This window comes from Gemmatimonadales bacterium, assembly GCA_036279355.1.
GTDB lineage: Bacteria > Gemmatimonadota > Gemmatimonadetes > Gemmatimonadales > GWC2-71-9 > DASQPE01.
Genome location: DASUJH010000060.1, coordinates 191,793 through 211,490, shown reverse-complemented (window position 1 = coordinate 211,490; position 19,698 = coordinate 191,793). Strand labels below are relative to the sequence as shown.

Sequence of the window (19,698 nt, the reverse complement as noted above, 5' to 3'; positions counted from 1 at the left end):
GAACGACGACACCCCGTCCGTGGGGGACGGGGTGTCGGGTCAGACAGTGCGAGCGGGGCTGACGGGGCTCGAACCCGCGACCTCCGCAGTGACAGTGCGGCACTCTAACCAAGCTGAGCTACAGCCCCCTCGGACGGCGCGGAAAATATAGGTGCGGCGCCACCGGGCTGGTAGCCCCTACTTGCAGTATGCTTTGATCATCGACGCCACGCGCGGCTTGTACTTGCCGATGATGGCGAGGTCCTTCGCGGCTGCCTCGGCATTCACGCTCTGGCCGGCGGTGAGCGCCTGCTCCGATTCGTTCAGCAGATCGCTCTCCTTGTGCGCCAGATCACATGACTTCTGCTTCTCGGCCTGGGGGTCGACCTGCGGCACCTGCAGCAGCGTCGCGACGCCCAGCAGGAAATTGGCGGCCGGATACACCTGCCCCTGCGGATTGGCCGCGGCTACCGTGGCGCGGAGCAGATCGGCCGCGGCGGCATAGTCCTGTCCGGGTCCCTGCACCAGCGGCACCGCGGCCTGATACAGCATGCCTGCGGCCGCCTCCTTTGCCTGCGCGTCACCCTTGGTGATCGCGACCTGGATGAGCGGCAACGCGTCCTTCTGGCGGTTGTTGGCGATGAGCGTCTGCGCGGTGGCGAGCGCCGGCGTCACGTCATTCGGGTTGGCCTGCAAGAGCCGCTGGGTCACGGCCACCGAGCTGTCGGCCTGTCCGGTCATCACGTATGCTTTGCCCAGCTCCTGCAGCAGCGTCACATTCTTGGGGAAGCGGGCGCTCCCGGCCTTGGCCCATCGCACGAATTCCGCCGTGTCCGCGGCCGTGGCCCGGTTCTTCGTCGTGTCGCTGAGTTGCTGCTCCGAGAAGGCGAGAATCTTGGCGTAGAAGAGCGTGTCGGCCTTGGCCGAATCGACCCGGAACTCCTGCTTCAACGCCTCCACCGCGCAGCGGTAATCCTCGAGGAACGCGCAGGCGTTGCTCTTGAGGTCATAGAAGTCGGCGTTGTACGGGTCGTCCTTGATGCCCGAATCCGCAATCTCCTTTGCGATGTCGAACTTGTTGGCCTGGAGGAAATAGCGGAACGCCGTTTCACGCAGCTTCTGATTGGTGGGCGCGATCCGCAGCAGCTCGCGCAGGCTGGCCAGCACACCGGCGGTGTCGTTCTGCGCCTGGTAGATCCCCGCGAGGTTCTGCCAGGCGGCCAGGCTCGTCGGGTCGTCTTTGGCAGCGGCCTGGAAGCGCCGCAGCGCCTCCTTCCGGTCGCTCTTTTTCTGCGCGATGAGGGCGAGACAGAATTCGGCGAGGCCGTTGCGGGGGTCGTCCCTGAGCGCCTTGTTGGCCGCTTCGGCCGCCTTGTCCGGCCGGCTTTCCTGCTGGGTCATGCAGTTCTTCGCGTTGTCGTACGCCTTGTACGCCGGCTGGAGCTGCTGCGCCACGCGATCGCCGAACTCGACCAGGCTGGCGCGACCTTGCTGGCCGTTCACCACGCTGCCGACTTCGTCGCTTGGCCCGGCAAACCGTGCTTGGACCGCGTACTGGCCGTTGTTCAGGCGATTCATCGTGCCGGAGACGAGCATGCGCGCCTGCACGCTCTTGGCGAGCGTGATCGCCTGGCTCGGCGAGAGCACGGCGTTGGGCGGGAAGCCGTACTCCTTGAGCGCGTCGTTCATCTGCTGGGCCGAGAGCAGATTGTAGTCGCCCTCGACGATCTTGCCGAACCGATCTCGCATGCCGGCGCCGACCTGCACGGCCGCCGCCGAATCGGCGGCAGCCGTGACGTACGGGTTGGCCACCATGATTCTCGGGAGGCTGGCCACCTGCTCCTCGTGCGGGCGGTGAGGTACCTGGGCCCGCAGCGGCATCGTGAGCCCGGCCGCCAGCCCGCTGACGGCAGCGAGACGAACGCAGAACATGCGCAACCTCCAAACCAGGATCTGACCGCTGGGACCGGAACGCGCGGATGCGCTCATGGGCGAAGAGGGATTCGAACCCCCGACTTCCTGCGTGTAAGGCAGGCGCTCTGAACCGGCTGAGCTATTCGCCCGTGCACCAGCCGTGCCGCGAGCACTACAATGCGATGCCGAGTGGGAAGAGCACGCAGTATCCGAAGACCAGCAGCACCGCGGCGGCCGCGGCACTGCCGGTTTCCAGCACACCGTAGCCCGCGGCGACCGTGAGCACCGCAGCCCCGAGCAGCAGGAGATTGCGGCGGCTTATCGGCACGCGCGGGTGGAGCGTCTTGCGGGTCTGCTCGCGTATCTGCGGATACGACATAGACGTGGACGCTATCACCGGTTTTTGTCGGGGTCAAGCTCGGAGGACTCGTCGGGGACGATCCAGCCCTCGTCGAGCGCGGCCCGGCGCGGGCGGTCGAGCGCACGACGCCATCGTCCGAACCAGAGGACGAGGAGAGCAAGCACGCCCCAGCCGCCGCCCGCCACGATCCACGTGACGACGGTATAGTGGTGGCGGACGGACTGTTGCCACGCTTCCTCGAATCGGTCGAGCGAGAGGCCGGTGGTTTCGCGGACGGCGTCGCCGAAATCCACCCCGCGCACGAGCCGGTCGAAGAGGGGCGCCAACGTGCCGCTGGGATTCCGGCGGGCGAGCTCGAGGACGGCGCTCATGGCGAGCGCGTACGCCGCATCTGCGGCCTGCGCTGAGCCCCTGAGTGCCGCGTCCAGCGCGCCGAAATCGGGCACCGCGCCGCGGGCGACCGCGAGGTTGAGCTGGAGGCCGCCCAGGCGCTCCCACTCGCCCGCTGCCCAGGCCGCGTAGCCCTCGTCGAACCAGAGCGGCACCCGCTCGCGGACTCGCGCGTGCAGTGCCAGATGGGCCAGCTCGTGGCGGAGCGTACGGCGCACCTCGTCGTCATCCGCACGCAGCATGATCGTGCGCGTGTCAGGTACGGCCAGGCCCACCCCCCATGCGGGCGCGCGCCCCTGCGTGAGCGAGTCGAGGCGGGCCTGGTCGGGCACGATGATGAGCGAGAGGGGACCCGGAGAGAGGGTGCCGAGGCCGGGCCAGTCGTGCGGGCGGGCGGCTTCGGTGGCGAGCGCGATGGCAAGGCGGGTCTGGCCGGGCCATGCGACGGCGGTCACCTGTGCCACCCGGACCGCCGTCGGCGCGCCCTGGTGCGGGGCACGCTCCCCCGCCACCCTATGCGGCGGGAGCGCCAGCACTGCCAGCGCGATCAGGATGCCAGGCTGTGCGGAATGTCCTTTCCGGCCGCCGCGAGATCGAGCAGTTCCTTGCAACGCTTGGCCCACGGGTTGAACCGGTTGGCCTTCTGTCCGTCGCGCCAGGCCTGAGCGGCCCCATCGCGGTTGCCGGCGAACCAGCGCGCCCGGCCCAGCTCGAACCATGCCTCGACCAGGTTGGGACCGAGCGCGAGCGTCTTGCCGAGAAACGTCTGCGCGTCCTCGTACATCTCGCGCTCCAGATACACGAGCCCAAGATAGTAGTGCGCGTAGAGCGTCGCCTTGCGGTCGTTGTCCAGCCGGATCGCCTTCGAGAGGTGCTCGATGGCTTCGCCGAAGATCCGCTTCTTGAGGCAGATGTAGCCCACGTTGATTCGCGCGAGGGCATTGGCGGGCTCCTTCATCAGTACGGCGGAGAAGGTGCCGAGCGCTTCGTCGTAGTGCTCGCCCAGCATCTGCGCCCAGCCGAGCAGCGAGAGCGCCTGAGTGTCGCCCGGCGCCAGGGCCAGCGCCTTCTCGAGCGACTGTACCGCGCCGGCGTAGTCGCCGAGGGAGATGAGGCTCCAGCCCCGCTCGATGAACGTCGACGCGTTGAGATGGTCAGCCTGGATGGCTGGGCGCCCACCGGTGAACTGCGGCGCGTGCGGCGCGTCCGCGGCGGCGGCGAGCTGCTTGAAGCGATCGACCAGGACGCGGATGTCCTCCTTGAGCCGCGCCAGGGCGCCGAGCGAGCCGTCCACCCGCTGGAAGAGGTCGATGATGGCGCGCTTGATCTCCTCGCGGTCCTCGGCCGGATCGCCGGCGGCGCGCTCCAGGCGGCGCTCGATCTCGCGGTATTGCGCCGAGAGCTCGGTGACCAGCGACTCGCTCATCGGCGGGCTCCGGCCGTGCGCGCCGCGGCGGCCTTCGGCGGGCTCTCGGGCGCCCCGGCGACGGCGTCGGCAAGCTGCACCCGCTCGGCAGTGGTGAGCAACCGGAGCGCGTGCAGCAGCACGATCGTCCGTTCGCCGCGCGTGAGAATGCCGGAGACGTACGCCGCCGCGAGCCCGCGTACGATGGGCGGCGGCGCCGCGATCGTCGTGCTGTCCACGCGCATGACCTCGCGCACCTCATCGACCACGATCGCGATCCGCTGCCCGTCGAGGCGCAGCACCATGGTGCGGGTCTCGTCGCGGATCTCGGCCGGCAACTCGAGCCTGGTGCGAAAATCCACCACCGGCACCGCACCCCCCTCGTGCGAGAGCATGCCTTGTAGAAAATCGGGCGCTCGCGGGAGCGGCGTCGGCCGCTGGTAGCGGAGGATGCGTTCGACCTGCAGGATGTCGAGCGCGAACTCCTGCGGGCCGGCGCGGAAGGCCACGAGCTGGATCTCGTCGTCCATCGCCATGGGTTACGCTCCTCCGTCCGCGAGGCGGACGCCAAGCACGGGTATGTCGAGCACCGGCAGCAGACCGTCCGGCGCGCGCGCCACCGAGGCCGCCCACGGCAGCGCCTCGCCGGGGGGCGCCGGCAACGCCGGCGCGCGCAACACGTCTTCGACCGCTTCGACCTCGAGGCAGACGCGATGCTGGCCCACCGCGATCACGACGGCGGCATCGCCGATGGCCGCGGGACAGCCAGTGCCGTCGAGCAGCGCGCCGAGATGGAAGAGCGGACAGATGCGGCCGCGCACCGTGGTGAGTCCCCGGAGCGCCGGCTGGCGGGCGGGCACGGCGAGCGGCAGCGTGGGTTCCACCACTTCCACCAGATCGGCCAGCGCGAGCGCCACGCGACGCGCGCCTGCGCGGACCACGAGCACCGCGCCGGTACTCATCCCTGCTCCCGCGCGCGGGCCATCGCCGCCAGCTCGCGAATCATGCAGTCGGCGATGCGCGAGATCGGCAGCACGTGATCGGCGCCGCCCGCCTTGACCGCGGCGTTCGGCATGCCGAACACCGTGGACGTTTCGCGATCCTGCGCGATGCCGACCCCGCCCGCGTCGTGAATGGCGCGGAGTCCCTCCGCGCCGTCGCGGCCGATGCCGGTGAGCACCACACCCACCGCAGCCGGCCCGAACACCTCGGCGACGGACTGGAAGAGCGGGTCCGCGGCAGGGCGGACGCCCCACACCGACGGGTCGCGGCTCAGGCGCACGTGGGGGCCGCCCGGTCCGTTGGAAACTCGCATGTGAAAGTCGCCCGGCGCGACGTACGCAGTGTCGACCACGAGTGGCACGCCGTCCTCAGCCTCGACCACGGCAAGCTGGCTGTGCGCGGCAAGCCGCTCGGCGAGGCTCCGCGTGAACCTGGGCGGCATGTGCTGCACGATGACGACCGCCGCACCCTGGCTCCGCGGGAGCTGCGGCACCAGCTCGGCGAGCGCGCGCGGACCGCCGGTCGACGCGGCAATCGCCGCGCAGACTCGGGCCCGGCCGGGCAGCGTGAGCGCGGCCGGGGGCGCTGCCCGCGCCGCATGTCTGAGGCGCGCGAGCACGGGCATGCGGTGGATGTCCGCGGCAGCCGCGGCGCGGAGCGCACCGAGCACCCGCTCGGCGAAGCGCTGCACGGCCGCCTCGCTTCGTTCCTCCTCTTTGGGCACGAGGTCCACGGCGCCAAGCTCGAGGGCGCGGATGGCGGCGGCTGTGCCCGGACCCGCGTACGCGCTCACGACCACGATCGGCAGTGGCGCCTCGGACATGAGATAGCCGATGGCGTGGAGCCCATCGAGCTCCGGCATCTCCAGATCCATGAGCATGAGGTCGGGCCGGCGCGCGTGAACTTGCTCGATGGCGGCGACACCGTTTCGCGCGGTGCCCACCACGTTGAACTCGCCGCTCGCGGTCACCAGCTCCGCCAGCAGCCGGCGGAAGAACGCGCTGTCGTCCGCGATCAGCACGGTGGGCCGCTCGGGTGCCCGTCGCGCGGAGGCCAGCCGCTCAGAGAACGCGGATGCCATGCGCCACCGAGAGGATTTCGATCTGCCCGTCCGAGAGCCGGAACCGCACCGTCCGGCCGTAGTCCGCCCCGGCATCCTCGCCCAGGAGCGCGATCCCGTGGGCGCCAAGCGCCTGACGGGTGGCGACGAGGTTGCGCTCGCCCATCTGGATCGTCCCCGGCGCGCTCAGACCGGCGAACATGCTGGCACCGCCCGCGATCCGCGCCGTCGTCCGCCGCGGCTGAGCGCCGAGCGCCGCCATCCGCTCGAGCAGGTGGGGCACCGCCGTCTGGGGGCACTTGGCGGGATTCTGTTCCCGCCGGCTCAGTGCCTCCGTGGGGAGCAGCACGTGTGCGAGTCCGCCCACCCGCGCTTCGGTGTCGTACAGCATGATGCCGACGCAACTGCCCAGGGCGACGGTGATGAGCACGTCGCCGGCCGTGCCGGCCTCGAGATCGGCGACCCGTACGATCCGCTCGCGCGCCGTCATTGCGTGCCGGTCCTCACGCGTCCCGCCGGAAAATGCGCTCGCGCGGATCCACCGGCGTGAGCTGGTGGCGCGCGGGACCGAAAAGCGTCTCCACCTTGCCAAGCAGGAGGAGTCCGCCGGGGACCAGGGCATCGGCGAATGCGGCAAAGAGGCGCTCCTGCATCGGACGGTCGAAGTAGATGATCACGTTGCGGCAGGCGATGAGTTGGTATCCGTTCGCGGGAGGCGACTCGCGCAGCAGGTCCCGCGCGGTGATCGTCACCCGCTGCCGGATCGGCTCCGCCACGCGAAACTCGGGCCCGTCGGGCACGAGCCACCGGGCGCGCACCTCGGCGGGGAGCTCGGCCAGCGCCTCGGCACGGTAGCGCGCCGCGCGGGCGCGAGCGAGCGACGTGCGATCGATGTCGGTCGCGTCCACCCGCACCCGCTCGAGCGCGTCCGGCCGGCCCGCCGCCGACGCGACTTCGCCGGCGAGCATGGCGAGACTGTATGCTTCCTCGCCGGAGGCACAGCCTGCGCTCCAGCAGCGGAGCGGCGCGTCGAGCAGCCACACCGAGCGCAGCAGGCCATCGGCCAGGCGGGCCCACGCCTCCGGATTGCGGTAGAATCGCGTGACGTTGATCGTGAGCGCATCCTTGAGCCGCTCGAACTCGCCGGGCATCCGGCCGAGGAGCTCCATGTAATCGCCGTAGGTATGGACCCCGCACGCGCGCATCCGCACCGCGATCCGACGCTGCACGCACTTATCCTTGTACGCATCGAGCGTGAGCCCGGCCGCGTCCGAGATGCGGCGCGTGAGCGCGGCGAACGCCGGATCCTGTGCGGGCGTCACGAGGCCTGTCCCAACATGTCGAGGTTGGCCCGGGCGAGCTGGTGCCCCGGGTTGAGCGACGTCGCCCGCTCCCAGCTCGTCCGGGCGCGCGCCGGGTCCCGCCGCTTGAACGCGATGTTGCCGAGCTTGAACCAGAGATCGTCGCCCAGCTCGGGCGCGAGCTTCGCGGCGCGCTCGTACGCTTCGCCGGCCTCGTCGTAGCGCCCCGCGCGATAGTAGAGATCGGCGAGGTTCTTGGAGACCTGCGGCACTGTCGCGTCCTCGGCCAGAGCGGCGCGCAGCTCGGCTTCGGCCCCCGCAAGGTCGCCGCTCGCCTCGAGCAGCACGGCGAGGTTGTTGCGCAACGCGGCGCTTGCCGGATACGCCGCGACGCCGGCGCGGGCGGCTTCGAGCGCCGCGTCGCGGTCGTCGGCGGCGGCGCGCGCCAGGGTCGCGGCCCAGAACCAGAGCGCGGGCGGCGGCCGATCGCCGACCAGCTCGCGGGCCCGGTCGAGCCGGCCGAGGGCCACCGGTAGCTCGCCGCGCTTGAGGGCCACGATGCTCCAGCCGAGCATGACGCGGGCATTGTCGCGCGCGCGGCCGGCCGCGTCGCCGTAGGCGGCGTCGGCTTCGTCGAGCCGGCCGAGCTGCTCCAGCGCAAACGCGAGGTTGTGCAGCGCGGCCGGGCGCGGCCCGCCCTTCTCCAGCGCCTGGCCGAACGCCGCGGCGGCGTCGGCCCAGCGGGCCTGGCGCAGCGCGATGAGGCCGAGATAGAACGGCGCGCTTCCCTCCGAGGGCCGCAACTCCGCTACGCGGCGGAACTCGCGGAGCGCCTCGTCGAACATCCCGGCCTTGTAGAACGCGACGCCCAAGTTGCGGTGCTCCTCGGTGCGGCCGTCGTTCACCCGCGGCGCGGCGGCCGCCGAGGTGCCGACCCGGTGGGCAAAGCCGGCGGTGATGAGCCCGTAGAGCGCCTGCCCGACCTCGAATTCCACCAGCCCCGAGTCTTCCACCACCTGCTGCACGTCGCGACGGCCGTCGAGCAGCGGCGCGATCTGGCGCTGCGCCGGCGAGAGGTTCACGTCCGCCTTGCTCAGGCGGGCCGGATCAGCGGAGAAGACCAGATCGAAGCTCGGCAGCTTCTTCTGGATGAGGCTCCACTCGTCCACCCGGCGCGCGCCCTCGAGGAGCAGATACTCGGGGTTGAGCCGCACCAGCATCTCGCGCCGATCCGGCTGCACGCCGGCGTCGAAGTTGAAGGTTCCGGACGACCAGGTGAACAGGAAGTACACCGCCTCCTCGATCTGCAGCCGCACGTAGTCGGACAGCGCCTCGCGCGTGAGCACACCGTCGTCCACCAGGATTTCGCCGAGCCGGCGGTCCCGCGCGTGATCCTGCGCGTCGATGGCGGCGCGGAGCTGGGCAGGCGTGATCCGGCCGTCGCGCAGCAGCAGATCGCCGATCCGGTCCCGGCGGTTCACGATCGCGGCGAACACGATCTGTCCGTCGTCGAAGTAGATCGTGCCGAAATTCTGCCGGTCGGCGAGCGCCAGGCACCCGGTGCGCCGCCCGAGAAAGAGCAGTTGGATCACGTCCGGCAGACTCGCCTCCTTGAGGCTCCCCTTGATGGCCATCAGCGCCACTCCTCGAGGATGCGGTCACCCGGGTTCGGCCACTCCCAGACCATCTTCTCGCGACTCCGGACCGAACCGCCCGGCGCCACGAGGCCCGATGCGCGGAGCGCGGCGGGGCGGGGTGCGGGGCGCGCAGGCGGCCCTTCGAGCAACGCGCGGGCGAACTCGGCGGTGAGCGGTGCCCCGTCCACCTCGGCCGCGCTCAGCACGCGCTGCACCAGGCTCTGGAAGGCGCACACCGAGTCGGCCGGCCGGGTGGCGAGATACGCCGCGACCTCCGGGCCCGCCGCCAGCGCCTTCTCGCCCAGGATTCGCTCGGCCACGTGCTGGCGGATCTCGCGCTCGGGCGGTGGTAGCTCGACCACGAGTCCGCCCTCGAGCCGCGTGAGCAGCCGCGCTTCGACGCCCTCGAGCCGCGGGAGCGGCACCGCCGAGGTGAAGACCATTTGGCGCCCGCTCTCGGCGAACAGGTTGAAGAGGAGAAACAGCTCGTCCTGCGAGCGGTCCTTGCCGGCGAGGAGGTGGGCGTCGTCCACCAGCAGCGCGTCCGCGCGCCGGTAGCGCGCGCGCCAGACCGACACCGCGTCGCGGCCGATCGCCTCGATCAGCTCGCCGGCGAACTCTTCCGCGCCGACGCAGGACACGGCTCTCACGCCGGCCGCGAGGAGCGCGTTGCCGATCCCGTGCAGGAGATGCGTCTTGCCGACGCCGTGGCCGCCGACGATCACGAGCGGGTTGTACTTCTCGCCCGGCTCGGCCACGACGGCGCGGGCGGATTGCAGCGCCACCCGATTGCCCTCGGCCTCGGCCAGCTCATCGAGGCGCCAGTGCGCGGACGGTGCCGGCGGCGCGAGCGCGCCGGCGCGGGCGCGCTCGAGGAGAGCCTCGGCGGCGGCCATGTCGCCCGGGTCGTAGAGCGCGGTGGCGCCCGCGAGCTCGGGCGCGAGTTGCTCGGCTTCGGCGCGCCACGCTTCGAGCCGGTGCACGTCGGCCTCGAAGGCGGCAAGCGCCGCCTCGGGATCGCAGGAAAGCTCCTGGTCCAGAAGTGAGCGCAGCCGGCCGACCGCGTACCCCTCGCCTTCCCAGCGGAGGATCGCCGCCGCCACGTTCGCGCGCCAGCCTTCGATCTGGTGGGCGACGGTGGCGGTTACTTCAGAGAGAAAGTCGCCGAACTCGTCGGCTTGCGGCTCTGGCGGCGCCGCGCCGAGCACCGCGCGCGCCTCGGCGGGCGTGAGCGGTGTGGAGCGCACCGCCTGGTGCGCGATGAGGCGATTGAGCGCGCCCACCAGCTCGCGCACGTTGTCGATCTCGAGCCGGGCCACCGCCTCCAGCACACCCGGCCCGAACGGTACCCTTCGCTCGTCGGCCTTGCGGCGCAGGATCGCGACGCGGGTTTCATAGTCCGGCGCGGCGATGTCGATCACAAGTCCGCCGGCAAAGCGCCGGATGAGCCGCTCGTCGAGCGCCTCGATGTCGGCCGGCGGCCGATCGCTCGTGAGCACGATCTGCCGGCTCGCCGTCTGCATCGCGTCGATGATACGCAGCAGCTCGGCCTGGGTCTCCCGCTGCCCGGCGAGGAACTGCACGTCGTCCACCAGCAGGAGATCGACGTCGAGAAACCTGCGGCGGTACTCGGCCCCCCGCCCCGCCGCAATGGCGGCATGGAACGGCTCGACGAAATTGTCCAGGGTGAGATACTCCGCGCTGAGCCCCGGATTGATGGCGCCCGCGCCGTGGCCGATGGCCATGAGGAGATGCGTCTTGCCGAGCCCGGGGCGGGCGTAAACGAAGAGCGGGTTGTAGACCGCCCCCGGCGACTCGGCCACCGCCTTGGCCGCGGTGACCGCGAGGCGGTTGGCCGCGCCCACGATCAGCGTATCGAACCGCGCGTGCGGATTGAGCGCGGCCGTCACTGCGCCGGACTCCCCGCGGCGAGCCGGCGAAGCACCCGCTCTGAAATCGACTTGAGGGTCTCGAACACGCCGCTTCCGCGGAGCGCGTCGGCAGATACGCTTTCGACGCCGCGGAAGTTGAGCGCGTCGTCCAGCTCGTCCGGCGTGAGAATGAGGTCGCGCGGCAGGTCCTGCTTGTTGTACTGGAAGACCACCGGCAACTGCCGCACGTCGACGCCCTGGCTCAGCAGGTTTTCCTGCATGTCCTGCAGGCTCTCGATGTTCTCATCCACGCGGCGCGCCTGGCTGTCGGCCACGAAGACGACGCCGTCGGCCCCTTGGAGCACGAGCCGCCGCGTCGCCTGGTAATAGCTCTGGCCCGGCACGGTGTAGAGCTGGAACTTGGTGGTGAAGCCGGAGATGCTCCCGAGATCGATCGGGAGGAAGTCGAAGAAGAGCGTCCGGTCGGTGCGGGTGGCAAGCGACACCATGCGCCCCCGGCGCGACTCGGGCACGCGACCGAAGATGTACTGCAGGTTGGACGTCTTTCCCGAACGCCCGGGGCCGTAGTACACGATCTTGCAGGTGATCTCGCGGGCCGTGAAGTTCACGAGAGACATCGCATCACCGCCCGAAGAGGGCGCGGAGGCTGGCGTTCAGCTCGCGCTCGAAGTTCTGGGGAAGCGGCGGCGCCGTCTCGGTGACGGGCGGCGCGGCGGCAGCGAGCTCGGCGATGAGTCGCTCGAAGAAGAGCTGTACCAGACCCACCGTGCTGTCGCCGTCGAACACCACCACGCCGATCCAGCGGCCCCGCGGCGTATCGAAGCTCGAGAGAAACACCTGCTGGCGCGTGCCCTGGTGCACCAGCGTCCCGAACGGTGCCGCGCGGAGCTGCCGCGCCAGCTCGGCCGTGGACGCCACGATGCCGGCGCCCAGGGCCGCGGCGCTCATGACGTCCAGCGACCGGGTGAACCCGTGCTGCGCCACGACCTGGCCCGATGACGTGGTGAGCAGTGCCACGCGCGCCGCCGACTCGGCGAGAAAGCGCTCGAGCGGCGCGGCGACCCAGGGCTCGACGGTGCGCATCAGGCGAGGCTCCCCGCCGCGAGCGCGCCCGCGGTGGCGATCAGTTCGAGTCGCGCGAGCCCCACGTTCGCCTCCGGGCCGGCGATCGCCACGAGCAGCAGCTCGTCTCCGCAGGGCACGGCGAGCAGCGACCCGCCCTCACCGTGCAACTGGACGAACGCCGGCGGCCGCCGCCCCGCCACCTCGAGCGCGCGGCGAAGGCGCGCGGCCAGGCTCGCCGCGAGCGCCGCCGCGGCGCGGCCGTCGAGCCCGGTCATCATCGACTCGGCCACGACGAGGCCGTCGCCGAGCGACACGACCATCGCGCCGCGGATGCCACGGACGGCGTTGACCCGATCGAGCGCCTCGGCCGGCGTGCTCATGCGCCGCGCTCCAGCCAGGCGCGGGCCGCGGCGCCGGCGCGCGCCGCCAGATGCGCCACCCGCCCCATCGGTACGCCCGCGCTGTGCGCGCTCAGGAGCAGTGCGCCGGGGCTCGGCTCGGTGAGAAGCAGATTGCCGTCGGCACACTCGGCGGCGAGGCTGCGCCACGCATCGAGGCCCAGGAGACGCGCCGTCCGCTCCGCTTCGCGCGCCACGCCGGCGAGCTGCGCCGCGACCGCATCGGCCACGTCCGCGCCAGCGGGGTTGCGGAGGCCGCCGCCCAGGCGAAGTCCGCTCGCGTTCACCAGCAGCAGCCCGTCGGCGCCGCCGTCGAGCCCGGCGAAGATCGCGTCCTCCGCCGAGTGCGGGCTCGCCTCTTCCTTTGGAGCTGGAGGCAGCGCATCGGCGAGCGGCGGTTGCGCGGGCACCGCGGCCGGCGGTGCCGAAGCGTGGGGTGCCGCCTCCGACATGGCGCCCGCACGCACGCGGTCCAGCGCCGCGCGCGCGCCCGCATCGCCGGGCTCCGCCTGAGCCGCATAGGCCAGGTGTTGCTCGGCGGCTGCGAAATCGCCCGCCTGGCAGTAGAGGAATCCGAGGCCCTTGTGCGCCGAGACGAGTGCCGGGTCGAGCCGGAGCGCGGTGACCCACTCCTCGAAAGCGCGATCCGGCTCGCCGCGGTCGCAGAGAATGCGCGCGCAGAGGTCCCGCGCGCGCGCGGCCTGCGGGTAACGGCCGAGCCCGGTGCGGATCACCTTGTACGCCGCGTCGAGCTGGCCGCGCGCGCGGAGCGCCTCGGCCAGCTCGAGGAACACCATGCTGTCGGGCTCGGCCGCGAGCTGCGCCGTCATGCTGCGGATGTCGTCAGCCATGTCGCACCTCGTTGCCGTCGCACCCACCGAGCGCCTCCGCCAGCAGTTCCGCTGCTCCGCGCAATTGCCCGATCGCGCCGGCGTGCGCACCTTCCTCCGGCTCCCGCGCGGCAAGGCCGGCCCACTGATCCCAACTCTCCACCGCGTCGCCGAAGCGCCCGAGGGCGGCAAAGGCGAGCCCGAGCAGGCGCCGCGGCGCCGCGCGGTCCGGCGCGAGCGCGGCGGCGCGCACGAGCGCCGTGGCCGCGCCCTCGAATTGTCCGGCGGCGATGCGCACCCGGCCGACGGCGAGGTGGCCATCCGCATTGGCCGGGTCCGCCGCGACGAGCGCCTCGGCAGCCGCACGGGCCGCCGCGTGGTCACCCGAGGCGAGATGCGCGCGCACCCGCTCCGCCGTCTCGTCGTGCGCCGGCGGCGGCGCGGGCGACGGGCGGACGTCCTCGAGCGCAATGAGGCCCGCTCCCGTGAGCCCGTAGATCGTCCGCGCCACGTCGAAGTCCGAGCGCCGCACGTGCTCGGCGATCTCGCGCAGGTCGCGCGCGCCGTCCACCGCGGCGAGCACCTCCCACTCGAAGGGCACCAGGTCGAGCGGTGCCGCCGAGGCGCCGTCTGCCGGACGAAGTCGCGGTACCACACCCAAGTGCGGCACCTTGGTTTCGATCCGGCTCCATTCGTCGATCCGGCGTGCGGCCTCCATCAGCACCGCCTCGGTCGGAATCGCCACCGTGGCTTCGGCCGCCGCGCGCTCGGCCGCGCCGTCGGTGAACGAGAAGTAGCCCTCCGACCAGCTCAGCAGCTCGAAGACGACCTCCTCCACCTGCGCGCGGACGCAGCGCTCGAGATCGCGGCGGCTCACCGCGCCGATCGCGATGAGGATTTCACCGAAGCGGCGCGCGTCCCCCGTCTCCTGCATCCGGCGCGCGCGCGCCAGGTCCTCCTCGCCGAGCTTGCCCGCCTTGAGCAGGAGACCCCCGAGCGGATGCGGATTGCTCGCGATGTGTGCCGCGACCACCGCGCCCTGCTCGAAGCAGACGACGCCCGCGTTCTGCCGGAGCTCCGACGTAATGCGCAGCACCCCCGTCTTCCGCCCCAGGTCGAGGAGCTGGAAGACGTCGTGGATGTTGAGCTCCTTGAGCGGTCCCTCGATCGCCATCGTCTAGTCCGCCACGGTCGCGAAAATGTGTTGCAGGTCGCGCGCGGATCGCACCCGGCTCCGCGCGTCGGCCGCGAGCGTGCCGGCCGGATCGAGCTGCACCACGCGATTCCAGTCGTCCACCGCCTCGGGGAAGCACCGCTCCCGCGCGCGCACCACGCCGCGATGAAACAGCGCCGACGCGTGATCCGGATCGAATCGCAGCACGCGGTCGAGTGCTTCCCGGGCTGCGTCGGTGCGCCCATCATCCAGCAGGAGCCGGCCGAGCAGCGCAAGCGCGTCGAGGTCGTAGGGATCGGTCTCGAGCACCGTCACCACGACGTTGACTGCCGCCGCGGCCGACTCGGTGCGCCCTACGATGCCGGCGAGCGCGAGCGCCGCCGCGGTGAACGTCGGCAGGTGCTCGAGTGCCTGCTCGTACGCGGCGCGCGCGGCGAGGTCGTCGGCGCGTTCCTCCTCGAGGCGGCCCAGCTCGTAGCGGATCTGCACCTGCGCGCCGTCGATCCTGAGCGCCTCGCGATACGCGTCGCGCGCCCCGGCAATGTCGCCCAGGCGGTGCGCGATCCGCGCGCGCAGGTGGTAGAGGTCGGGCCGGCCGGGCGCCAGCCCCTGCGCGGCAGCGGCGGCCTCGAGCGCGCCCACCGCGTCACCGAGCTCCAGCCGCGTCCGCGCGCGGGCCACCTGCGCGTCGATCAGCTCCGGTGCACGCGCGGCCACCGCTTCGGCGAGCGGCGCGGCTTCCACGGCGCGGTCGAGCGCCAGGAGCGCGCGGACCTCGCCCAGCGCGGCCTCGATTCCGTCCGGCGACGCCGCGCGGGCTTCGCGGTAGCGCTCCAGCGCCTCGCCGTGGAGCCCGCGCCGAGCGAACACATCGCCCATCAGCACGCCCACGTCCGCCGTCGTCGCGCCGCGCGCCTGCGCGCGCGCCAGCTCGGCACCGGCCCGCTCCAGCAGGCCTTTGCTCACGTAGTCGCGCGCGAGTGCCAGCGGGTCGCCCGCGCCGTCGCTCGCCCCGTTGCCGGCGCCCGCACCCGCGTGGCCATGGGTGGGCGCCAGCTCGGTGAACAGCCGATCGAGCGCCGCCGAGTCGAACGCGAACTCCGCGCCAAGCCCACCCACCGCGATATCGGTGTCGAGCGCCGGCGGCACGGCGATCGTCGGGTCCTCGAACTGGAGGTCCAGCGTGAGCGCGTACTTCTGCGGCACGTAGAACGGCTCCAGCTCGAGCGCGCGCTTGGTGGCGCGGAGCGCGGCGTCGAAGTCGCCGAGCTGGCTCAGCGCAAAGCTCAGGTTATAGTGCGCGCCGGCCAGCCGGTCGTCGGCCTCGACCGCGCGCGCGAACGCCGTGCGCGCATCGGGCCAGCGCTTGAGCTCCATCAGCACGAGCCCCACACCGTTCCACGCGGCTGCGGCGGCCGGCGGCGCGGGCGAGCGCGCGAGCGCCTCGCGGTAGGCCTCGAGCGCCGCCGGCAACTGGCGACGCTGCAAATGCAGGAGGCCCAGGTTGAGCCGCGCCGCGGGCGGCGCCGCGGGAGCGCGGAGTGCGCGGCCGAACGCGTCGGCCGCCTCCGCGGGCTCCGCCCGATGCGCGTGTAGCACGCCAAGGTTGTTCCAGGCGAGTGCGTACCCCGGTTCGAGCGCCACCGCGCGCCGGTATGCGGCGAGCGCGTCATCCCGGCGCCCGGCCTGATGCAGGCAGACGCCCTGCTCGTTGGCGAGCTTGGGCGAATCCGGGTAGTCCCGCACCAACGCGTCGTACAGCTCGAGCGCGGCCGCCAGATCGCGGCGGAGGAGATGGACCTCGGCCATCGCCTGCACGTTGAGCCGGCGATCCTCGCCCGCGTCCAGCGCCAGCCGATACTCGCGCAGCGCCTCGGCGAAGTACCCCCGCTGCCGAAAGGCGAGCCCGAGGCTGTAGTGCGCCAGCGCGCGGCCCTCGACCACCCGCGGCCGCGCCTCGGCGTCGAGCCACTCGGCAACATTCGACGCCGGCTGGTCGCGCCCCGGGCCTCCGGCCACGCGGTCGAGCGCGAGGTTCGCCTGCGCGCGGGCCAGCGCCGGGTTGAGCGCGAGCGCGCGCTTGGTCGCCGCGCGGGCATCGTCCTGCCGCCCGATGTCGCCGTAGAGAAAGGCGAGCAGGTAGTGCGCGTCCGCGTTGTCCGGGTTGCGCTCGACCGCGGCCGTGAGCGCCGCCAGCGCCTGGTCGTTCAGTCCGCGGTGATAGAGCGTCTCACCGAGGTGGAAGAGGGCGACCGAGCTGTCCGGATCGCGCTCGCAGGCGCGGCTGAACCACTCCGCCGCCGCCTCGAAGCGGCCGCGCGCCCGCTCGGCGAGGCCAAGCTGGAGGAGCGCGGCCACGTCGTTCGGGTGCCAGGCGAGCAGCGTCTCGAACTCCTGCGCCGCCTCCGCGTGGTGGCCCAGCGCGGCGTAGGCGCGACCCAGCTCCCAGCGCGCTTCGCGGTCGCCCGGCTCGCGGCGAAGGCGTTCGCGCCGCTCGGCCACCAGCCGGTCGTAGTAGCCGCTCGCCTTGTAGGCGATCTCGAGATTTCCCCGCGCCACGTCCATGCGGGGGTCCAGCTCGAGTGCCTGGGTGAACTGCGCGATCGCCTCGGCGACCAGGCCCTTCTGGTGATACAGCACGCCGAGGTTGTTGTGCGCGCCGGCATCGGCGGGATCGATCCGGCGGGCGAACGACCGGAGCACCTCCAGCTCGCGCTCCGACACGACGGCACCGGACATCGGCTCAGGGCAGTCGGATGGCGTCGAAGATGGCCCGGAGCGACGGCATGTCCGGCAGCAGGAGGAAATGGCCGCGGAGCGGTTCGGTCGCGCCGGCCACGCGGAACGCCGTCTCGACGCAGAAGACGTAGTCGCGGTCGTGTCCGAAGTTGAGGTACGCGGTCGTGAGGATCGCGCCGCTCAAGTCGATCGTGAGGCTCGGCACCGACGGCACCAGCATGAGCCCCATGAAGTCGCTCAGCGCGGTCATGTACGCGCTCGCGAGGATGTTGCCCGCCTCCTTGAGTCCTGACTGCTCCATCGGGCCGAATTGCGCCGTGGTGCCGGGCGTGCGCCGGAAGAGGATGTCGCACAGCGCGCGTGCCGACGGCTCGGGAAAGAGCACCAGCGTGCGGCCCGTGAGGTCCCCCATCATATGCATGAGGACCGCCGCGATCACCGTGTCCGCGCTGCCCAGCAGCTCGGACACGTCCTCCAGCGGCCGGATGTTGACCTCCGGCACGGCGATCATAATGAGCCGCTCGGTGAGCTGCGACAGCGCCGTCGCCGCGTGGCCCGCGCCGATGTTGGCCACTTCCTTGAGGGCGTCGAGCTGCAGTTCCTTGAGATCGCGCACGTCTTCCATCGCGAGCCCCCTAGACCAGCGCCGCGGCGTCGAGAATGAGCGCGGGAGCGCCGTCCGCCAGGATCGTGGCACCGCCCACGTACGCGGGCAGTCCGCGCGGGGCATCGAACGGTTCGATGACGATGTCCTGCTGTCCCAGGAGCGCATCGACCACGAGCGCGGTGCGCCGCTCGCCCACCTCGAGGATGATCGTCGGCCGGCGCTGCGGCATCGCGGCGGCGCGCGCCGAGACGAGATCCCTGAGGTGCACCGTCGGCATCACGCGGTCGCGCACCACCAGCGCCTCGCGGTCGCGCAGCGCCGTCACCGCGTCCCGATTGAACTCGATCGTCTCCGCCACGTACGAGAGCGGCACGGCGTAGCGCTCGCCCCCCGCCTCGGCCAGGAGCGCGCGCACGATGGCGAGCGTGAGCGGCACGCGAAGCGTGAACGTCGTCCCCCGCCCCGCCTCCGAGCGCACGTCGAGGCTGCCGCCCAGCGCGCGCGCCCGCGTGAGCGCCACCTCGACGCCGACGCCGCGGCCCGAGATGCCGCTCACCGCCGCGGCGGTGCTGAACCCGGGGCGGGCGAGCACCCGGAGCAACAGGTCGTCGGTGAGGGTGGTGACGTCGGGCGCGCAGAGTCCGTCGCGCTTGGCGCGCGCCAGGATGGCCGCGCGGTCGATGCCGCGGCCGTCGTCGCTCACCCGGATCGCGACCGAGCGGCGCTCGCGGGTGGCGGAGAGCCGGATGGTGCCTTCGGGCGGGCGGCCGGCCGCCGCACGCGCGTCGGGCGTCTCGATGCCGTGATCTGCGGCGTTCCTGATGAGGTGCACCAGCGGGTCGCCCAGCTCGTCGAGGATCGAGCGGTCCAGCTCGATCTCGCCGCCCTCGGTTTCGAGCCGGATGCGCTTACCCAGCTCGCGCGCCACGTCGCGCACGACGCGCGGAAAGCGCTCGAACACCTCGCCCACCGGCGCCATGCGCGAGGCCACCACCTCGGTCTGCAAGTCGGACACGAGCCGCGAGAGCTGGCTTGCCAGCGCCTCGAGCTCCACGCCGCCGGCGCCCGACGTGTCGGCCGCGGCCCCGGCACCGGCGCGCGCCAGCTCCACCAGCCGGTTGCGCGCGACCACCAGCTCGCCCACCTGCTTCATCATCGCATCGAGCCGCGCCAGGTCGATGCGGATCTGGCGCGTGCCGGCATTCGCGCCGCCGGCGGCCGGCGCCGCGCGCGAGGCCTGAAAGGTGACCGTGTCGACCTCGCCCGCCGCGCGGAGCGTCGTTTCGATCGCCTCCTCGTCCGCGAGCGTCGTGAGGCGGAAGCTGAAGCGGCCGTCGAAATCATCGCGGTCGAAGGCGGCGACCGGCGGCGTCAATGCGCTCACCGCGCCGAGGCGCTCGACCCGGCGCAAGGCGAGGAGCGCGCGCGCACCCCGCATGGCCGTGCCCGCCCGGATCATCACCTCGACGAGACGAAACGCGGGCGGCGCGGCGGGCCGCGGCACCGGCATTTCGGACGTGCGGCCCAGGTCCCGCTCCCAGGCGACTTCCGTCGGCGCGCCACCGCCGGCCGCGGCCGCAAGTGCCTCGAGCAACTCGGCATGCGCCGGACCGTCCTGCTCGGCGCCGGACGGCGCCGCCTCCGCCGCGCGCTCGATGGCGTCCGCGGTTCGGAAGAGCAACTGGAAGAGCTCCGGGCTTGGCGCGAGCCGGCCGCCGCGCACGGCGTCGAGCAGACTCTCGGTGCGGTGTGCGAGATCGGCGACGGCGGTATAGCCCATCGTTGCCGCCATGCCCTTGATGTTATGGATCGCGCGGAAGAGACCGCCGACCGGCTCACGGGCCGCCGGATCGCGCTCCCATGCCAGCAGCAGTCGATTGCAGGTGGCGAGGTGCTCGCGGCTTTCGGAGAGGAACAGCGCCGCGTACTTCGGGGCGGGCATCG

19 protein-coding genes and 2 tRNA genes are annotated in these 19,698 nt (G+C 72.1%); all 21 read right to left on the bottom strand.

The window, feature by feature from the left end; translation table 11 throughout:
* Positions 1 to 53: 53 nt before the first annotated feature.
* A tRNA-Asp gene (locus VFW66_15455) sits at positions 54 to 128 on the bottom strand.
* 49 nt (positions 129 to 177) lie between these two features.
* Positions 178 to 1,911 carry a hypothetical protein gene (locus VFW66_15450; protein HEX5388095.1) on the bottom strand — a complete coding sequence of 578 codons (1,734 nt, stop codon included), beginning with the start codon at positions 1,909 to 1,911 and terminating at the stop codon, positions 178 to 180.
* A gap of 56 nt (positions 1,912 to 1,967) precedes the next feature.
* Positions 1,968 to 2,042 (bottom strand) — tRNA-Val (locus tag VFW66_15445).
* Between the two features lie 23 nt (positions 2,043 to 2,065).
* Complete coding sequence (locus VFW66_15440; protein ID HEX5388094.1) at positions 2,066 to 2,272, bottom strand: hypothetical protein; 207 nt, start codon at positions 2,270 to 2,272, stop codon at positions 2,066 to 2,068.
* Between the two features lie 14 nt (positions 2,273 to 2,286).
* Positions 2,287 to 3,108: a hypothetical protein gene (locus VFW66_15435; protein HEX5388093.1), complete on the bottom strand. Its 822-nt coding sequence runs from the start codon at positions 3,106 to 3,108 to the stop codon at positions 2,287 to 2,289.
* A gap of 83 nt (positions 3,109 to 3,191) precedes the next feature.
* Entirely contained in the window at positions 3,192 to 4,070 is an 879-nt protein-coding gene (locus tag VFW66_15430) for a tetratricopeptide repeat protein (GenBank protein ID HEX5388092.1), read from the bottom strand.
* Positions 4,067 to 4,585 (bottom strand): chemotaxis protein CheW, encoded by a 519-nt coding sequence (locus VFW66_15425; protein ID HEX5388091.1) that lies wholly within the window; start codon positions 4,583 to 4,585, stop codon positions 4,067 to 4,069. The genes VFW66_15430 and VFW66_15425 overlap by 4 nt, the downstream gene beginning before the upstream one ends.
* 3 nt (positions 4,586 to 4,588) lie before the next feature.
* On the bottom strand, positions 4,589 to 5,011 hold the full coding sequence (locus tag VFW66_15420) for a chemotaxis protein CheW (protein ID HEX5388090.1): 423 nt from the start codon (positions 5,009 to 5,011) through the stop codon (positions 4,589 to 4,591).
* The gene (gene cheB / locus VFW66_15415) at positions 5,008 to 6,132 is read right to left on the bottom strand and encodes a chemotaxis-specific protein-glutamate methyltransferase CheB (protein HEX5388089.1); all 1,125 of its coding nucleotides are present in this window, start codon (positions 6,130 to 6,132) and stop codon (positions 5,008 to 5,010) included. The genes VFW66_15420 and cheB overlap by 4 nt, the downstream gene beginning before the upstream one ends.
* Positions 6,113 to 6,601 (bottom strand): chemotaxis protein CheD, encoded by a 489-nt coding sequence (locus VFW66_15410; GenBank protein ID HEX5388088.1) that lies wholly within the window; start codon positions 6,599 to 6,601, stop codon positions 6,113 to 6,115. The genes cheB and VFW66_15410 overlap by 20 nt, the downstream gene beginning before the upstream one ends.
* 13 nt (positions 6,602 to 6,614) lie before the next feature.
* Positions 6,615 to 7,433: a protein-glutamate O-methyltransferase CheR gene (locus VFW66_15405; protein ID HEX5388087.1), complete on the bottom strand. Its 819-nt coding sequence runs from the start codon at positions 7,431 to 7,433 to the stop codon at positions 6,615 to 6,617.
* Complete coding sequence (locus tag VFW66_15400) at positions 7,430 to 9,046, bottom strand: DUF4388 domain-containing protein (protein HEX5388086.1); 1,617 nt, start codon at positions 9,044 to 9,046, stop codon at positions 7,430 to 7,432. Before VFW66_15400 ends, VFW66_15405 begins: the two co-directional genes overlap by 4 nt.
* On the bottom strand, positions 9,046 to 10,959 hold the full coding sequence (locus VFW66_15395; GenBank protein HEX5388085.1) for a DnaA/Hda family protein: 1,914 nt from the start codon (positions 10,957 to 10,959) through the stop codon (positions 9,046 to 9,048). Before VFW66_15395 ends, VFW66_15400 begins: the two co-directional genes overlap by 1 nt.
* Complete coding sequence (locus tag VFW66_15390; protein ID HEX5388084.1) at positions 10,956 to 11,558, bottom strand: GTPase domain-containing protein; 603 nt, start codon at positions 11,556 to 11,558, stop codon at positions 10,956 to 10,958. The genes VFW66_15395 and VFW66_15390 overlap by 4 nt, the downstream gene beginning before the upstream one ends.
* 4 nt (positions 11,559 to 11,562) lie before the next feature.
* Positions 11,563 to 12,024, bottom strand: coding sequence for a roadblock/LC7 domain-containing protein (locus VFW66_15385; GenBank protein HEX5388083.1), 462 nt, complete (start codon positions 12,022 to 12,024; stop codon positions 11,563 to 11,565).
* Positions 12,024 to 12,386: a roadblock/LC7 domain-containing protein gene (locus tag VFW66_15380; protein HEX5388082.1), complete on the bottom strand. Its 363-nt coding sequence runs from the start codon at positions 12,384 to 12,386 to the stop codon at positions 12,024 to 12,026. Before VFW66_15380 ends, VFW66_15385 begins: the two co-directional genes overlap by 1 nt.
* Positions 12,383 to 13,255: a roadblock/LC7 domain-containing protein gene (locus VFW66_15375; protein HEX5388081.1), complete on the bottom strand. Its 873-nt coding sequence runs from the start codon at positions 13,253 to 13,255 to the stop codon at positions 12,383 to 12,385. The genes VFW66_15380 and VFW66_15375 overlap by 4 nt, the downstream gene beginning before the upstream one ends.
* Entirely contained in the window at positions 13,248 to 14,408 is a 1,161-nt protein-coding gene (locus tag VFW66_15370; protein ID HEX5388080.1) for a DUF4388 domain-containing protein, read from the bottom strand. The genes VFW66_15375 and VFW66_15370 overlap by 8 nt, the downstream gene beginning before the upstream one ends.
* A gap of 3 nt (positions 14,409 to 14,411) precedes the next feature.
* Positions 14,412 to 17,147 carry a tetratricopeptide repeat protein gene (locus VFW66_15365; protein HEX5388079.1) on the bottom strand — a complete coding sequence of 912 codons (2,736 nt, stop codon included), beginning with the start codon at positions 17,145 to 17,147 and terminating at the stop codon, positions 14,412 to 14,414.
* Positions 17,148 to 17,151: 4 nt separating this feature from the next.
* Positions 17,152 to 17,772 (bottom strand): chemotaxis protein CheC, encoded by a 621-nt coding sequence (locus VFW66_15360; GenBank protein HEX5388078.1) that lies wholly within the window; start codon positions 17,770 to 17,772, stop codon positions 17,152 to 17,154.
* A gap of 10 nt (positions 17,773 to 17,782) precedes the next feature.
* Positions 17,783 to 19,696: a chemotaxis protein CheA gene (locus tag VFW66_15355; GenBank protein ID HEX5388077.1), complete on the bottom strand. Its 1,914-nt coding sequence runs from the start codon at positions 19,694 to 19,696 to the stop codon at positions 17,783 to 17,785.
* Positions 19,697 to 19,698: the final 2 nt, after the last annotated feature.

What these genes read in the sequence shown, in the direction of transcription:
- VFW66_15450 (HEX5388095.1), bottom strand. Translation starts at nt 1,911, where the DNA reads ATGTTCTGCGTTCGTCTCGCTGCCGTCAGCGGGCTGGCGGCCGGGCTC.
- VFW66_15440 (HEX5388094.1), bottom strand. Translation starts at nt 2,272, where the DNA reads ATGTCGTATCCGCAGATACGCGAGCAGACCCGCAAGACGCTCCACCCG.
- VFW66_15430 (HEX5388092.1), bottom strand. Translation starts at nt 4,070, where the DNA reads ATGAGCGAGTCGCTGGTCACCGAGCTCTCGGCGCAATACCGCGAGATC.
- VFW66_15425 (HEX5388091.1), bottom strand. Translation starts at nt 4,585, where the DNA reads ATGGCGATGGACGACGAGATCCAGCTCGTGGCCTTCCGCGCCGGCCCG.
- VFW66_15420 (HEX5388090.1), bottom strand. Translation starts at nt 5,011, where the DNA reads ATGAGTACCGGCGCGGTGCTCGTGGTCCGCGCAGGCGCGCGTCGCGTG.
- cheB (HEX5388089.1), bottom strand. Translation starts at nt 6,132, where the DNA reads ATGGCATCCGCGTTCTCTGAGCGGCTGGCCTCCGCGCGACGGGCACCC.
- VFW66_15410 (HEX5388088.1), bottom strand. Translation starts at nt 6,601, where the DNA reads ATGACGGCGCGCGAGCGGATCGTACGGGTCGCCGATCTCGAGGCCGGC.
- VFW66_15400 (HEX5388086.1), bottom strand. Translation starts at nt 9,046, where the DNA reads ATGGCCATCAAGGGGAGCCTCAAGGAGGCGAGTCTGCCGGACGTGATC.
- VFW66_15390 (HEX5388084.1), bottom strand. Translation starts at nt 11,558, where the DNA reads ATGTCTCTCGTGAACTTCACGGCCCGCGAGATCACCTGCAAGATCGTG.
- VFW66_15385 (HEX5388083.1), bottom strand. Translation starts at nt 12,024, where the DNA reads ATGCGCACCGTCGAGCCCTGGGTCGCCGCGCCGCTCGAGCGCTTTCTC.
- VFW66_15380 (HEX5388082.1), bottom strand. Translation starts at nt 12,386, where the DNA reads ATGAGCACGCCGGCCGAGGCGCTCGATCGGGTCAACGCCGTCCGTGGC.
- VFW66_15375 (HEX5388081.1), bottom strand. Translation starts at nt 13,255, where the DNA reads ATGGCTGACGACATCCGCAGCATGACGGCGCAGCTCGCGGCCGAGCCC.
- VFW66_15370 (HEX5388080.1), bottom strand. Translation starts at nt 14,408, where the DNA reads ATGGCGATCGAGGGACCGCTCAAGGAGCTCAACATCCACGACGTCTTC.
- VFW66_15365 (HEX5388079.1), bottom strand. Translation starts at nt 17,147, where the DNA reads ATGTCCGGTGCCGTCGTGTCGGAGCGCGAGCTGGAGGTGCTCCGGTCG.
- VFW66_15360 (HEX5388078.1), bottom strand. Translation starts at nt 17,772, where the DNA reads ATGGAAGACGTGCGCGATCTCAAGGAACTGCAGCTCGACGCCCTCAAG.
- VFW66_15355 (HEX5388077.1), bottom strand. Translation starts at nt 19,696, where the DNA reads ATGCCCGCCCCGAAGTACGCGGCGCTGTTCCTCTCCGAAAGCCGCGAG.